The 12,893-nt window shown below is 73.1% G+C and carries 12 protein-coding genes; 7 read left to right on the forward strand and 5 right to left on the reverse strand.

Translation table 11 applies throughout. The features are described 5' to 3' along the window. Nucleotides 1-42: 42 nt before the first annotated feature. Both HNR21_RS32380 and HNR21_RS32385 read left to right on the forward strand, forming a co-directional pair. Nucleotides 43-1,473, forward strand: coding sequence for a DHA2 family efflux MFS transporter permease subunit (locus tag HNR21_RS32380; RefSeq protein ID WP_182708125.1), 1,431 nt, complete (start codon nt 43-45; stop codon nt 1,471-1,473). A 78-nt stretch (nt 1,474-1,551) separates the two neighbouring features. Next, complete coding sequence (locus HNR21_RS32385) at nt 1,552-2,205, forward strand: TetR/AcrR family transcriptional regulator (RefSeq protein WP_182708126.1); 654 nt, start codon at nt 1,552-1,554, stop codon at nt 2,203-2,205. A 33-nt stretch (nt 2,206-2,238) separates the two neighbouring features. Here the strand turns inward: HNR21_RS32385 and HNR21_RS32390 are convergent, their stop codons facing one another. Continuing rightward, nucleotides 2,239-3,699, reverse strand: coding sequence for a flavin-containing monooxygenase (locus tag HNR21_RS32390; protein ID WP_119728942.1), 1,461 nt, complete (start codon nt 3,697-3,699; stop codon nt 2,239-2,241). A gap of 84 nt (nt 3,700-3,783) precedes the next feature. On the opposite strand from HNR21_RS32390, the gene HNR21_RS32395 reads away from it, so the two are divergent. Together HNR21_RS32395 and HNR21_RS32400 are read left to right on the forward strand one after the other, a co-directional pair. Then, nucleotides 3,784-4,455 (forward strand): TetR/AcrR family transcriptional regulator, encoded by a 672-nt coding sequence (locus HNR21_RS32395; RefSeq protein WP_233358548.1) that lies wholly within the window; start codon nt 3,784-3,786, stop codon nt 4,453-4,455. Nucleotides 4,456-4,492: 37 nt separating this feature from the next. Next, nucleotides 4,493-5,359, forward strand: coding sequence for an SDR family NAD(P)-dependent oxidoreductase (locus tag HNR21_RS32400; protein ID WP_246442410.1), 867 nt, complete (start codon nt 4,493-4,495; stop codon nt 5,357-5,359). Here the strand turns inward: HNR21_RS32400 and HNR21_RS32405 are convergent. Continuing rightward, on the reverse strand, nt 5,324-6,046 hold the full coding sequence (locus HNR21_RS32405; protein ID WP_312881480.1) for a 4'-phosphopantetheinyl transferase family protein: 723 nt from the start codon (nt 6,044-6,046) through the stop codon (nt 5,324-5,326). The two genes, HNR21_RS32400 and HNR21_RS32405, sit on opposite strands and share 36 nt — an antisense overlap. 113 nt (nt 6,047-6,159) lie before the next feature. Between HNR21_RS32405 and HNR21_RS32410 the strand changes: the two genes are divergently transcribed. Further along, nucleotides 6,160-6,996, forward strand: coding sequence for an AMP-binding protein (locus HNR21_RS32410; RefSeq protein WP_182708128.1), 837 nt, complete (start codon nt 6,160-6,162; stop codon nt 6,994-6,996). A 453-nt stretch (nt 6,997-7,449) separates the two neighbouring features. Here the strand turns inward: HNR21_RS32410 and HNR21_RS32415 are convergent, their stop codons facing one another. Continuing rightward, the gene (locus tag HNR21_RS32415) at nt 7,450-8,178 is read right to left on the reverse strand and encodes a hypothetical protein (protein ID WP_182708129.1); all 729 of its coding nucleotides are present in this window, start codon (nt 8,176-8,178) and stop codon (nt 7,450-7,452) included. Nucleotides 8,179-8,283: 105 nt separating this feature from the next. Here HNR21_RS32415 and HNR21_RS32420 point away from each other — a divergent pair, with 105 nt between their 5' ends. Further along, nucleotides 8,284-9,819 carry an ATP-dependent DNA ligase gene (locus tag HNR21_RS32420; protein ID WP_182708130.1) on the forward strand — a complete coding sequence of 512 codons (1,536 nt, stop codon included), beginning with the start codon at nt 8,284-8,286 and terminating at the stop codon, nt 9,817-9,819. A 72-nt stretch (nt 9,820-9,891) separates the two neighbouring features. Next, entirely contained in the window at nt 9,892-10,491 is a 600-nt protein-coding gene (locus HNR21_RS32425) for a Uma2 family endonuclease (protein WP_182708131.1), read from the forward strand. Nucleotides 10,492-10,622: 131 nt separating this feature from the next. On the opposite strand, the gene HNR21_RS32430 is transcribed toward HNR21_RS32425, so the two are convergent. Together HNR21_RS32430 and HNR21_RS32435 are read right to left on the reverse strand one after the other, a co-directional pair. Continuing rightward, a complete protein-coding gene (locus HNR21_RS32430) occupies nt 10,623-11,933 on the reverse strand; it encodes a M50 family metallopeptidase (RefSeq protein WP_182708132.1) in 1,311 nt (436 codons plus the stop codon). Between the two features lie 112 nt (nt 11,934-12,045). Next, complete coding sequence (locus HNR21_RS32435) at nt 12,046-12,810, reverse strand: FadR/GntR family transcriptional regulator (protein ID WP_119728933.1); 765 nt, start codon at nt 12,808-12,810, stop codon at nt 12,046-12,048. Nucleotides 12,811-12,893: the final 83 nt, after the last annotated feature.

The raw sequence follows: 12,893 nt of genomic DNA on the forward strand, positions 1-12,893 counted from the left end.
CATGGACCGCGGCGGTTGACGATGCCGGTCGGAGGGCGGGCGATGGCGAGGGTTCCGTACCACTGGCGGGCGCTGTCGGTGGTGACCCTGGGCTCGCTGGTCACCGGGATCAACGCCGGCACGCTGAACGTGGCGCTGCCGGTGGTGGTGCGGCACTTCGACGCGGGGGCGCTGGCCGCGCACTGGGTGCTGCTGTCGTTCATGCTGACCAACACGGTGCTGCTGGTGCTGTGCGGGCGGCTGGCCGACGAGTTCGGGCGGCGTGAGACCTACCTGCTCGGGTACGGGGTGTTCACCCTGTCGAGCCTGCTGCTGGGGCTGGCCCCGACGATCGAGGCGGTGATCGCGCTGCGCGTGGTGCAGGCGGCCGGGTTCGCGATGATCCTGGCCAACGCCACCGCCATCATCGCGCACGCCTTCCCGCCGCACCTGCTCAGCCAGGGCATCGGGCTGTACATATCGACGATCTCCGTCGCCCAGGTGCTGGGCCCGTCGGTGGGCGGGCTGCTGGCGGAGGCGGCGGGCTGGCGGTGGGTGTTCTGGTTCAACGTGCCGTTCGGGGTGGCCGCGATCTGCTGGGGGGCGTTCACGCTGCGCAGGCTGCCGCGCGGCGAGCGCGAGCCGGTGGACGTGCGGGGCGCGCTGCTGCTGCTGGTGTGGCTGGGCGGGCTGCTGCTGGCGTTGTCGGAGGCGGGCTCGCTGGGCTGGGACAGCCCGCTGGTGCTGGCCGGGCTGGCGGCGCTGGCGGCGGGCCTGCCGGCGTTCTGGTGGGCGCAGCGGCGCACCGGTCATCCGCTGCTGGATCTGGAGATGTTCCGCGACGCCGGGTTCGCGCTGGCCAACCTGGCGGCGCTGTGCCACACCCTGGCCCGGTTCGGGATCGTCCTGGTGGCCGCGCTGTTCTTCCAGGCGGTGTGGCGGGCCGACGCGGCGACCGCGGGGCTGGCGGTGCTGCCGGTGCCGATCGCGATGATGGTGGCCTCGCCGCTGGCCGGGGCGCTGGCCCGGCTGCTGGGGCCGCGCCCGGTGGCGGTGGCGGGACCGGCGATGACCGCGGCCGGGCTGGCGACGCTGCTGGTCACCCTGGACCGCGACACCCCGTATCCGCTGGTGGCGGCGGGGCTGGCGCTGATGGGCGCGGGCTCGGGGGTGTTCCTGACCGGCAACACCACCGCGATCATGGCCCGGGTGCCGCGCGACCGGCTGGGGGTGGTCAACGGGATGCGGCTGACCCTGCAGAACGTGGGCAACACCCTGGGGGTGGCGCTGTCGCTGAGCATGATCGCCAGCGTGCTGCCCGCCGGGGACCGGCCGGCGCTGTTCAACGGCACGGTGCCGGCCGGGTCGCTGACCGAGGTGCTGGCCGGTTACGACCGGGCGATCGCGGCGATGCTGGTCATGGCGCTGGCGAGCATGGCGGCGGCGGTGGCCGGGCTGGTCGTCACCCGGCGCGACCCCCCACCCGCACGGTGATCATGCGGGCACGCCCCGCCGCGGAACCCGCTACCCTAACGCCCAAGTCATGATCCGCAGACCGAAAGCTGAAGGTCGATGCCCACCTCCACCTGGTTCCGGCTGAACGTCGCCAAGCGCGATCGGGTGCTCGAAGCGGCGATGCGGGAGTTCGGTGAGCACGGGTACTCGACCGGCAGCCTCAACAACATCGCCCGCGAGGCGGGGATCGCCAAGGGCTCGCTGTTCCAGTACTTCACCGACAAGCTGGAGTTCTTCGCCTACGTCTGCGACGAGACCTCGCGGCGGATCCGCGAGGACATGGAGCGCCGGATCGCCGGGATCGACCTGGACCAGCCGTTCGACGAGTGGCTGTTCGACGTGTTCTGCGAGTGGACCGAGTACATGGCCGACCACCCGCTGGAACGGGGCGTCACCGCGGCCACCAACTTCGAGCTCAACAACGAGGTCCGGGCGGTGGTGCGGGACACCGCCAACCAGCACTACCTGCAGGTCATCCATCCGGTGCTGGAGCTGTGGCGGGACCGCGGCGGCATCCGCCCGGACGCCGACCTGCAGATCCTGGCGACGCTGATCATGATGACGCTGCCGTTCCTGGCGCTGGCCCCCTACTACGACGGGCTGGACCCGATGCTGGACCTGCGCGGCAAGGACCCCGCCGGGCAGCGGCCGATCATCCGGCAGCTCATCGCGGGCATCAAGCCGCTGTTCGCGCCGCCGGACAAGGAGTGAGCCCCCGGGACGCGCTTCCCGGGGGCCGGCGGTTCAGCGGGTGATCACGTAGTCGGCGGGCTTGGCCCGGCGGCTGGTGAACCAGTACTCGAAGGTGAAGCCCGGCCACAGGGTCCGGTTGACCCCGTCGGCGTCCAGGTACCAGCTGTTGCAGCCGCCCTCGTTCCAGACCGCCCGGCGCAGCCGCCGGTGCAGCCGGTCGTTGTAGCGGCGCATGGCCTCCGGCCGCGGCTCGATCGCGTCGGCCTTGTGCTCGCCGAGCATCCGCAGGCAGCTCAGCACGTGCTGGATCTGGATCTCGATCATGAAGACGACCGAGTTGTGGCCCAGGCCGGTGTTGGGGCCCAGCAGCATGAAGAAGTTCGGGAAGCCTGGGATGGTGGTGCCGTGGTGGGCCTCGGCGCCGTTGGCCCAGGCCTCCTGGATCTTCAGCCCGTTGCGGCCGACGATCTGCTGTTCGGCGAGGGCGTCGACGACCTTGAAGCCGGTGCCGTAGATGATGCAGTCGACCTCCAGCTCCCGGCCGTCCGCGGTGACGATCGAGTGCTCGCGGACCTCGGCGATGCCCTCGGTGACCAGGTCGACGTTGGGCCGCATGAGCGCCGGATAGTAGTCGTTGGACAGCAGCACCCGCTTGCAGCCGATGGTGTAGTCGGGGGTGACCTTGCGGCGCAGCTCGGGGTCGGGGATCTGCCGTTCGATGTGCCGCCGGGCCAGCCGCTCCATCGGGCCGGACAGCCGCGGGTCGATGGTGAAGCCGACGGCGCGGGCCTCCAGCGCCCAGTAGATGCCGTACCGCAGGGCCCGCGCGGCGCCGGGGACGGTCCGCAGGAACGTGCGCAGCCCCGTGCCGAACTTCCGGTCGGGCTTGGGCTGGATCCACGGCGCGGTCCGCTGGAACACGTGCAGCCGCGCCGCCTTCTTGGCGACCTCGGGCACGAACTGGATGGCCGAGGCGCCGGTGCCGATCACCGCGACCCGCTTGCCGGTCAGGTCGTAGGAGTGGTCCCACTCGGCGGAGTGGAACGCGGTGCCCTTGAAGGAGTCCAGGCCGGGCAGGTCGGGATGGGACGGGATGTGCAGGGCGCCGATGCCGGAGACGACGGCCTTGCAGGTGTAGACGGTGCCGTCGGCCAGGGAGACCTTCCAGCGGCGGGCGTCGTCGTCGTACTCCATCCGCTCGACCTTGCTGTTGTAGCGGATGTACCGCTTGACGCCGTACTTGTCGGCGGTGCGGTGCAGGTAGTCGTAGATCTCCCGCTGCGGCGCGAACATCCGCGTCCAGCCGGGGTTGAGCTCGAAGGAGAAGGAGTACATGTGCGAGGGAACGTCGCAGGCGCATCCCGGGTAGGTGTTCTCGCGCCAGGTGCCGCCGAGGTCGTCGCTCTTCTCCAGCACGACGAAGTCGTGGAAGCCGGACCTGATCAGCTGGATCGCCATGCCGAGGCCGGCGAACCCGGTGCCGACGATGACGATCGCGGGATGTGCGCTCATGATCCCTCACTTCAGGAGTAACCTACTCCCAGTAAGTTACCAGCGGTAGGCTACTGACGGTAGGTCCAACAGGCGGGAGTTCCTGTGAGCGGTGCCACACCCAGGACGCGGCGGCGGATGTCCCGGGCCGACCGCAAGCGCCAGTTGCTCGACATCGCCGAGCAGGTGTTCGCGGAACGGGGCTTCCGCGCCGTGTCGATGGACGAGATCGCCGAGCGCTGCGGGGTGTCCAAGCCGCTGCTGTACGAGCACTTCGGCAGCAAGGACGGGCTGGTGCTGGCGGCGATCGACCGGGTCAAGGCCGAGCTGTACGAGGCCACCTCGGCGGCCATGGCCGGCGCGAGCGACCCGCGCGACATGGTCTGGCGGGGAATGCTGGCGTACTTCGAGTTCATGGACGCCCACAGCCGGTCGTTCGCGATGCTGCTGCAGGAGCCCATGGTGGTCCCCGGCGGCACCGGCGAGGTGCTCGAGCAGACCCGGCGGCAGCAGAGCGGGCTGATCGCGCCGCTGCTGGCCGCCCTGGCGCCGGACGTCCCCCCGGTGGCGGTGGAGGCCTACACCGAGATCATCATCGGGGCGTGCGAGCGGCTGGCGCTGTGGCGGCTGAGCCATCCGGAGGTCGGCGCCCGTGACGCGGCACAGTACATGACCGACTTCACGTGGAACGGGTTGCGCAACCATGTCGGAGCGGCATTTCCGCCCCCGGCGCCCGGACCCGGCGTGCCAAGATCGGACGGTTCTCCGGACGACTAGCCGGCAAAGGCCCGGCCCGACCCCCACGGAGGTCGTGATGCCCGTAGCCCCCTTCGACGGCGCGCTGGCGGTGGTCACCGGCGCCGGCAGCGGCTTCGGCCGGGCCACCGCGCTGGCCCTGGCCGAGCGCGGCGCCACGGTGATCGCCGCCGACGTCGACGGCGCCGCCGCCGAACGGACCGCCGCGCTGGCCGGCGCCCTCGGCCCGGCCGCCACCGCCTGCCGGGTGGACGTGGCCGACGCCGCGGCGATGGAGAAGTTCGCCGCCGCCGTCCGGGACGGGCACCGGGTCCCCGACATCGTGGTCAACAACGCCGGGATCGCGGTGAGCGGGCCGTTCCTGGACACCGGCCTGGAGGACTGGGACCGCGTCATGGGCGTCAACCTGTGGGGCGTGATCCACGGCTGCCGGCTGTTCGGCGCGCAGATGGCCGAGCGCTCCCGCGCCCTGCCCACCAGGCCGGACCGGCCCAACAAGGGCGGCCACATCGTCAACATCGCCTCCGCCGCCGCCTACTCCCCCAGCCGCGCGCTCCCCGCGTACTGCACCACCAAGGCCGCGGTGCTGATGCTCAGCGAGTGCCTGCGCGCCGAACTGGCTCCCGAGCGCATCGGGGTGACCGCCGTCTGTCCCGGCTTCTCGGAGACGAACATCGTGCGGAACGCGCGCATCGTCGGCATGGACGAGGCGCGGGCCGAACGCCTGCGCGCCCTCGGCCAGCGGGGGCTGCGGCTGCGCCGCTACCCGCCGGAGAAGGTCGCCGAGCGCATCGTCGAGGCCATCGTCAAGAACAAGCCGGTCGTCGCGGTCAACGCCGAGGCCCGGCTGCTGCGCGGGCTGTCGCGGCTGTCCCCGGCCGCCATGCGGCTACTGGCCCGCGTCCCAGCCCCCCGGGTCGGCTAGGCCGGGGCTCGCGGACCGTTCGGCGATCACCGGGTCGGGCTGGTCGATCAGGGCCAGGCAGGCCGCGTAGCCGGGGCCGGGGTCCAGGGTCCGCAGGGTCATCCGGCCGGGCAGGTCGCGCCGGCCCTCCCAGGACAGCAGGCGCGGGGGCTCGTCGGGGGCGGAGACCCGCACGTCGGTCAGCGGCACCCGCAGCCCGTCCCCGGTGGCCTTCAGGACGGCCTCCTTGCGGGTCCAGTACGTCAGCAGGCCCTGCCGGAACCAGGCCCGGCCCAGGTCCCGCAGGTCGGCGGCCTCGTCGGAGGCGAGCAACTGCCGGGCGATGCCCTCGTTGAGGCGGTCGGAGGACTCCTCGACGTCCACGCCGACCGGGCCGCCGCGGGTCAGCGCGACGACCACGAGGTCCCCCGAGTGCGAGACCGACAGGTGCGGGCCGCCCGCGATCGTGGGACGGCCGTGCGGGGCGCCGCAGCCGGGGCAGGTGCGGTCCAGCGGCACCTCCTGCGGCGCGACGCCCAGCAGGGCCCCGGCGGCCAGGCGGGTCACGGCGACGCCCACGGTGAAGCGGTCGCGGTCGGCGTCGCGCCGGTACCGGTCGCGGCGGGCGCGCTCGGTGTCGTTCAGCAGGTCCACATGCCAGGGGCGTACGTCGTCGCGTCTCGCCCACCACACCTGACACTCCAGCACGCGCCCCAACGTACCCGCGCCGGCTCTTGACCGAATGTGGGACAGCGGTGACGTTGAAGTCCGGGCGCCGGTCGCGGCGACCGGATGCGGCCCCCGGCAGCGAAGGATCGGACATGACCACAGGGGTGCGTTTCGGCCAGCGGAAGCGGTCCTACGACGAGCTGAACGGGCGGGCGGCGCGGATCGCGGCCGGGCTGGACGCGATGGGGGTGCGGGCGGGCGACCGGGTGGCGCTGATGCTCCGCAACGAGCCGGCGTTCCTGGAGGTCACCGCGGCGGCGGAGGCGCTGGGCGCGGCGCCGGTCCCGGTGGACTGGCACCGGCGGGGCGACGGGCTGGCGGAGGCGCTGCGCGGGGCGCGGGCGGTGTTCGCGCACACCGACCTGGTGTCGGCGGTGGAGGAGGCGCTGCCGGAGGGGGCCGGGGTGGTGGAGGTCCGGCCGCCGGTGGAGCTGACCGCCGCGTACGGGCTGCCGCCGAACGGGGTGACCCGCCGCCATCCGACGCTGGAGGCCATGATCGAGGGCAACGAGCCGTGGCGGGCCGCCCCCGCCGCGTACGGGGCGCGGCGTGCGGGGCTCGGTGACGGCTTCGGGCTGGGGCCCGGCATGCGGACGATGGTCCCGGCGCCGCTCTACGACACCGTCCCCAACGCGCACGCGGTCTGGGCGATGCGCAACGGCGTCGACCTGACGATCATGCCGAGGTTCGACCCGGAGGGCCTGCTGCGCACCGTCGAACGCAACCGGATCGAGCACGTCCAGATGACGCCGGACATGTTCGAGGAACTGCTGCGGCTGCCGGAGGACGTGCGCCGCAGGCACGACCTGTCCTCGCTGAAGGCGGTGGTGCACGCCGTGCCGTGCCCGGCGGACGTCGAGCGGGCGATGACCGGCTGGTGGGGACCGGTCCTGCGGCGGTACCGGGAGGACCCGCGCCCGGTCCGGTGAACGGGAGACGAAGACGATCACGCGGCCGGCGGCCCCGATGTTCGGCAGATGCGGAACGCCCGTCGCACCCTGACCGATATTCGCGTCGCCCGCCATTCCGGACGACCGGCGCAATGGATGCGGACCGGACTTACGGGGGTTATCCGAAAAGTGAACGCCCGGTGACACGGAACCGCCGGGCGGAGCCTCCGCCCGGCGGTTCCACTCGGCACTGCCGTGTTCTCCTCTACCGAGGTGATCGCAGGTCTAGACCGGTCTAGACCCAGGACACCCCCACCGATCGAGCGGCCACGTTGTGCGCCCTCCTCCTCCTGGGCACGCGTCTCCCCTCCGCGCGCACCCGACGCCGGGACCGATACCCCCCGCGAATCGGCTTACACCCGCATTTACCGCGATAGTTTAAAGGTGAATCGCGAGTCACTTAACGAGTTCGGCCGATTACCCGCAAATGCTTTAGCCGAGCCGCCCCAGCACTTCCCGGGCGATCGCCGCGGCCTCCGCCAGGCACCGCTCCCGCTGCCGCGGCGAGGGCTCCGTCCCGGCCACCGGCTCGCTGTAGCCGGCGGTGACCACCACGTTGCCGGTGCGCACCGCGACCTCGCCGATCGCCAGCGGCCGGTGCCGGTCCACCTTGAACCACCGGTACGCCTGGTCACCGAGCCCCGGCAGCGCCTCCAGGGTGACCGTCCGCTCCTCGGTCGAGCGGCCGGCCAGCGTCCACTTGATGTCGAAGTGCCGCTGGGCGCTCTGCTCCGGCGTGAACGCCCCCACCGCCGTGTACAGCCGCAGGTCGACCGACAGCCACCGGGCCTCGCCGGAGGCCGAGCCGTACCCGCAGTAGCCGAACGTGGCGTTCCCGCTCGACGTCGGCCGCCCGTCCGGCACCAGCCGCCGCACGGTCCGCTCCGACACGGTCCCGCACGCCGGGGGCAGCGCCGAGTACCGCCGGTGCGGGGAGCCTGACGTTCCGTCCGGGACCGGGGCCGGGGACGCCGTCCCGCCCGGCGCGGCCCCGCCGCCGGGATCCCCGCCGGGCAGCAGGACCAGGGCCACCGCCGCCACCGCAGCGACGGCCCCCGCCGCCAGCAGGAGGGTGAAGCGCCTGGACCGGCGCGCCGGCGCGGGCGGCTCCGGCGGCGAGTAGATCCGGTCGAAGTCCTCGGGCGGCCGCGGCAGGCCCACTCCGCTCCCCTCTCCCCGGTGGTCACCACCCGACAGGCTAGGCAAAGGCCCGCGGCTCCTGCCAGGCGGAGGTTCGCTGTCGGTGGCGGCGGCGACAATGAGGGGATGCTGCTCGCCGAGATCGCCCGCACCTCAGCGGAGGTGGCCCGCACGTCCGCCCGCCGGGGCAAGATCGACCTCCTGGCGGACTGCCTGCGCGCCGCGGGGCCGGACGACGCCGCGGTAACGGTGGCCTATCTGTCCGGTGAGCTGCCGCAGCGCCAGATCGGGGTCGGGTACGCCGCGCTGCGGGACCTGCCGCCGCCCGCCGCCGAGCCGGCGCTCGCCGTGGCCGAGGTCGACGCGGCGTTCACCGAGATCGGGGCGGCCTCCGGCAAGGGCTCGGTGGCCCGCCGCCGCGAACTGCTGGGCGCGCTGCTGGCCCGCGCCACCCGGGCCGAGCAGGACTTCCTGATCCGGCTGCTGTCCGGGGAACTGCGGCAGGGCGCCCTGCACGGCGTGATGGTCGACGCCGTGGCCAGGGCCGCCGGGGTTCCCGCCGCCCGGGTACGGCGCGCGGTGATGCTGCGCGGGGCGATCGGCCCGGTCGCCACGGCCGCGCTCGGCGGCGGCGCGCAGGCCCTGGAGGCGTTCACCCTCCAGGTGGGGCGGCCGGTCAGGCCGATGCTGGCCGCCGGCGCCCCGTCCGTGGCGGAGGCGCTGGCCAAGCTGGACAGCGGCCCCGGCGGCAAGCGGGTCGCCGTGGAGTGGAAGCTGGACGGCGTCCGCGCCCAGATCCACGTCGACGGCGACCGGGTGGGCGTGTTCACCCGCACCCTCGACGACATCACCGACCGCCTGCCGGAGGTCGTGGCGGCCGCGGCGGGCCTGCCGCTGCGCGACGCGGTCCTCGACGGCGAGCTGATCGCGCTGCGCCCCGACGGGCGGCCCCACCCGTTCCAGGTCACCGGCGCCCGCACCGCGACCCGCACGGCCACCGAGTCGGTGCCGCTGTCGATCTTCGTGTTCGACGCCCTGCGCCTGGACGGCGAGGACCTGCTCGACCGCCCGGCCGCCGACCGCTACGCGGCGCTGGCCGAGGCCGTTCCGGCGGACCTGCTGATGCCGAGGCTGGTCACCGACTCCCCGCAGGAGGCCGCGGAGTTCTTCGCCGACGCGGTGCGGCGCGGCCACGAGGGCGTGGTGGTCAAGTCCCTGGACACCCCGTACACCGCCGGCCGCCGCGGCGCGGGCTGGATCAAGGTCAAGCCCCGGCACACCCTCGACCTGGTGGTGCTGGCCGCCGAGTGGGGCCACGGCCGCCGCAGCGGCTACCTGTCCAACCTCCACCTGGGCGCCCGCGACCCGTCCACCGGCGGCTTCGTCATGCTCGGCAAGACCTTCAAGGGCCTCACCGACGAACTGCTGGCCTGGCAGACCGAGCGCTTCCGGGAACTGGCCGTCCGCCAGGACTCCTGGACCGTCCACCTGCGCCCCGAATTCGTCGTCGAGATCGCCTTCGACGGCCTGCAGCGCAGCCCCCGCTACCCCGCCGGCCTGGCCCTCCGCTTCGCCCGCGTGCTGCGCTACCGCCCCGACAAGACCTCCGCCGAGGCCGACACCATCGACACCGTCCGAGCCCTGGCCCCCGTCCTGGACTGATCCCGTGCGCAGCCCGATCCGGCCGGGCCGTCACTGGCTAGACTGCCTACGGGGACGACGAAGGAGGAGGACGTGGGTGTCGCCTTCCGCCATGACCAGCCGTGGAGCTGGGGTCCCTACACGATCGAGGACCTGCACGCCCTTCCCGAGGACGGCAAGGGCTGGGAGCTGTCCCAGGGCTGGCTGGTAGAGATGTCCCCCTCCCCCCTGCACGGCGCCGTCGCCGGCAACCTCCACGACGCCCTCGCCCGGGCCGCCGAGGCGGCCTCCGCGCCCGTGCACGTCGGCAGGGGCGGGGACGAGGAGTTCAGCATCCCGGCGGGCGTGCGCAAGCCCGACGTCTTCGTCATCGACTCCGCCGCCCGGCTGGCGACCCTCATGGAGGACAGGAGCACCTACAGCGGCGCCGACCTGATACTGGTCGCCGAGGTCGTCTCCCGCCGCAGCGGCAGCGAGCAGACCGACCGGGTGGTCAAGCGCCGCGAGTACGCCGAGGCCGGCATCCCCTGGTACTGGATCGTGGACTTCCGGCCCGTCGCCCGCATCGAGGTCCTGGCGTTGAACGACCGCGGCGCCTACGAGACCGCCCATGTGGCGGTCGACGACGAGGAGCTCAAGGTCTCCGACCCCTTCCCGATCATCCTGACCCCGGCGACCCTGCTGGACGTCTGAGCACCCGGCGGGCGGATGGCCGCCCGTGTTCGGCTTTCGCCGTTCGGGCGGTGCGGGTCAGGTGACCGCAGCGGAGCGAGGATCGCCTGATCCCCGCTCCGGGGGCCGGGAGTCGTCCCCAGAGGAACGGGTCAGCCGGAGAAGTGGATGGGGTTGACCAGGTCGGCGTAGATGAGCAGGGCGCCCATGAACAGGAAGACGGAGGCCATCACGTAGGTGAGCGGGAGGGCCTTGGCCACGTCGACGTAGCCGGGGTCGGGGCGGCGCAGGAGGCGGGCGACGCCGCGCTTGACGGCCTCCCACAGGGCGCCGGCGATGTGGCCGCCGTCCAGCGGCAGCAGCGGGATCAGGTTGAACATGCCGACGCCGAAGTTGACGGCGGCCAGCACCGAGACGAACCAGACGATCTTGTCGGTGGTGGGGTGCTCGGAGGCGATGATCTCGCCGCCGATGCGGCGGCTGGCGCCGACCACGCCGATGGGGCCCTCGGGGTCGCGTTCCGCGCCGCCGAACGCGGCGTGCCACACGTCGACCATCCGCTGCGGGAGCTGCACCAGGGCGACCACGGTGCGCTGGGTCATCTCGGTCATGTGGTCGACGACCGCGCCGGGGCCGAGCCGCTCGCGCTCCACCAGCGGGCTGATGCCCAGGAAGCCGACGGTCTCGACCTTGTCGGGGTCGTCGAGGGAGCGCAGCTGGTTGGTGGTGACGGGAACGTCGAGCGTGCGCCGGGCGCCCTGGCGGTCGGCCACGACGACCTGCACGGTCTTGCCGCCGGAGTCGCGGATCAGGCGCTGCAGCTGCGCGTAGTCCTCGATGCGGACGCCGTTGTAGGAGACGAAGCGGTCTCCCGGGCGCAGCCCCACCGCGGCGGCGGGGGTGGGCTTCTCGCCGGGGCGGCACTCGTCGCGGCCCGCCTCGGCGGCGGGGATGACGCACTCGGACACCGTGCTGATCACCGGCTGCGGGCGCTCCACCCCGAAGCCCATGATCAGGACGGCGAAGAACACCACCGCCAGCAGGATGTTCATGGCCGGGCCGCCGACCATGATCAGCAGCTTCTGCCACCACTTCTTGGAGTAGAAGACCCGGTCCTCGTCGCCGGGGCCGACCTCCTCCAGCGCCGCGCCCCGGGCCGAGTCGATCAGCCCCTGGAACGGGCCGGTCCGCATGGAACGCACCCGGCCGGCCGGATCGCCCTTGGCGGGCGGCAGCATGCCGATCATCCGGATGTAGCCGCCGAACGGCAGCCACTTGATCCCGTACTCGGTCTCGCCCCGGCGGGTGGACCACAGGGTGGGCCCGAAGCCCACCATGAACTGCGGGACGCGGACCCCGAAGAGCTTGGCGAAGCTGAAGTGCCCCAGCTCGTGCAACGCGATCGACAGCATGAGCAGCAGGAAGAACAGCAGTGCGCCGCCCAGCACGATCAGCGATTCCATGAGCCCTCCGATGATCTGCGCCCCCGCGATCGGGTCAAGCGTATGTCATCCGGTACGAACGAACCCGTCCCCAAGGTTTCCGGACGGGCCGTCCCGGCTCATGCCGGGACCATCACGCCAGGAATCCGCGCAGCAGCGCGGCGGTCCCCTCCAGATGCTCGACCACGGCCCGGCGCGCGGCCTCCGGGTCGCCCGCCAGGACGGCGTTCACGATGGCCTCGTGCTGCACGGCCGAGTGCTCGATGTTGCGCTGCAGCACCGGGATGGCGTTCAGCAGGTCGGTCACCCGCATCCGGGCGTCGGCGCACGCCGTGGCCAGCAGCGTCGACCCGGTCAGCTCGGCGACGGTGAGGTGGAACCGGGCGTCCAGCCGCCGGTAGTCGGCCTCCCCGGCGGCGTTGGCCTCCTGCTGGGCGCGCCGCAGCCGGGCGGCCTGGGCCTCGGTCAGCTCCATGGTGGCCAGCAGTTGCGCCGCTCCGGTCTCCACCGCCATCCGGTAGGTCAGGGCGTCGGTGAGCCGCCCCACCTGCCCCTCGGCGACCCGGGCCAGGTCGCCCGAGCGGGGCCGGGGCGTCCGGTAGGTCACGAAGGTGCCGCCGGACCGGCCGCGCCGCGACTCCACGTACCCCTCCTGCTGGAGCGCGCGGATCGCCTCGCGCAGCGTGACCCGGCTGATGCCGAGCCGGGGGGCCAGCTCCCGTTCCGGCGGGAGCCGCTCGCCGTGCGCCACCACGCCGAGCTTGATGATCTGCAGGAGCCGTTCCACGGTCTCCTCGAACGCGTTGCCGGCCCGGACCGGGCGCAGCACCGCCGCCAGCGGATCGGCCGGCGCCTCCGGCGGGCCCGGCACCCGGTGGTCGTCGATCTCGCTCAGCATGGCCGCCCTTCGGTCGAGGTCGTCCGGGGGCAAACGTTACAGGCCCGTCACCCGTCGCCCACGACCTCGCGAACCGCCCTACC

The sequence above is a fragment of the Thermomonospora cellulosilytica genome (genome assembly GCF_014138835.1).
GTDB classification, from domain to species: Bacteria; Actinomycetota; Actinomycetes; order Streptosporangiales; family Streptosporangiaceae; genus Thermomonospora; species Thermomonospora amylolytica.

Bases quoted from the DNA above. Each gene is read 5' to 3' on its own strand.
- HNR21_RS32435 (WP_119728933.1), bottom strand. From the start codon at position 12,810: ATGCTGAGCGAGATCGACGACCACCGGGTGCCGGGCCCGCCGGAGGCG.
- HNR21_RS32420 (WP_182708130.1), top strand. From the start codon at position 8,284: ATGCTGCTCGCCGAGATCGCCCGCACCTCAGCGGAGGTGGCCCGCACG.
- HNR21_RS32410 (WP_182708128.1), top strand. From the start codon at position 6,160: ATGACCACAGGGGTGCGTTTCGGCCAGCGGAAGCGGTCCTACGACGAG.
- HNR21_RS32380 (WP_182708125.1), top strand. From the start codon at position 43: ATGGCGAGGGTTCCGTACCACTGGCGGGCGCTGTCGGTGGTGACCCTG.
- HNR21_RS32390 (WP_119728942.1), bottom strand. From the start codon at position 3,699: ATGAGCGCACATCCCGCGATCGTCATCGTCGGCACCGGGTTCGCCGGC.
- HNR21_RS32430 (WP_182708132.1), bottom strand. From the start codon at position 11,933: ATGGAATCGCTGATCGTGCTGGGCGGCGCACTGCTGTTCTTCCTGCTG.
- HNR21_RS32385 (WP_182708126.1), top strand. From the start codon at position 1,552: ATGCCCACCTCCACCTGGTTCCGGCTGAACGTCGCCAAGCGCGATCGG.
- HNR21_RS32400 (WP_246442410.1), top strand. From the start codon at position 4,493: ATGCCCGTAGCCCCCTTCGACGGCGCGCTGGCGGTGGTCACCGGCGCC.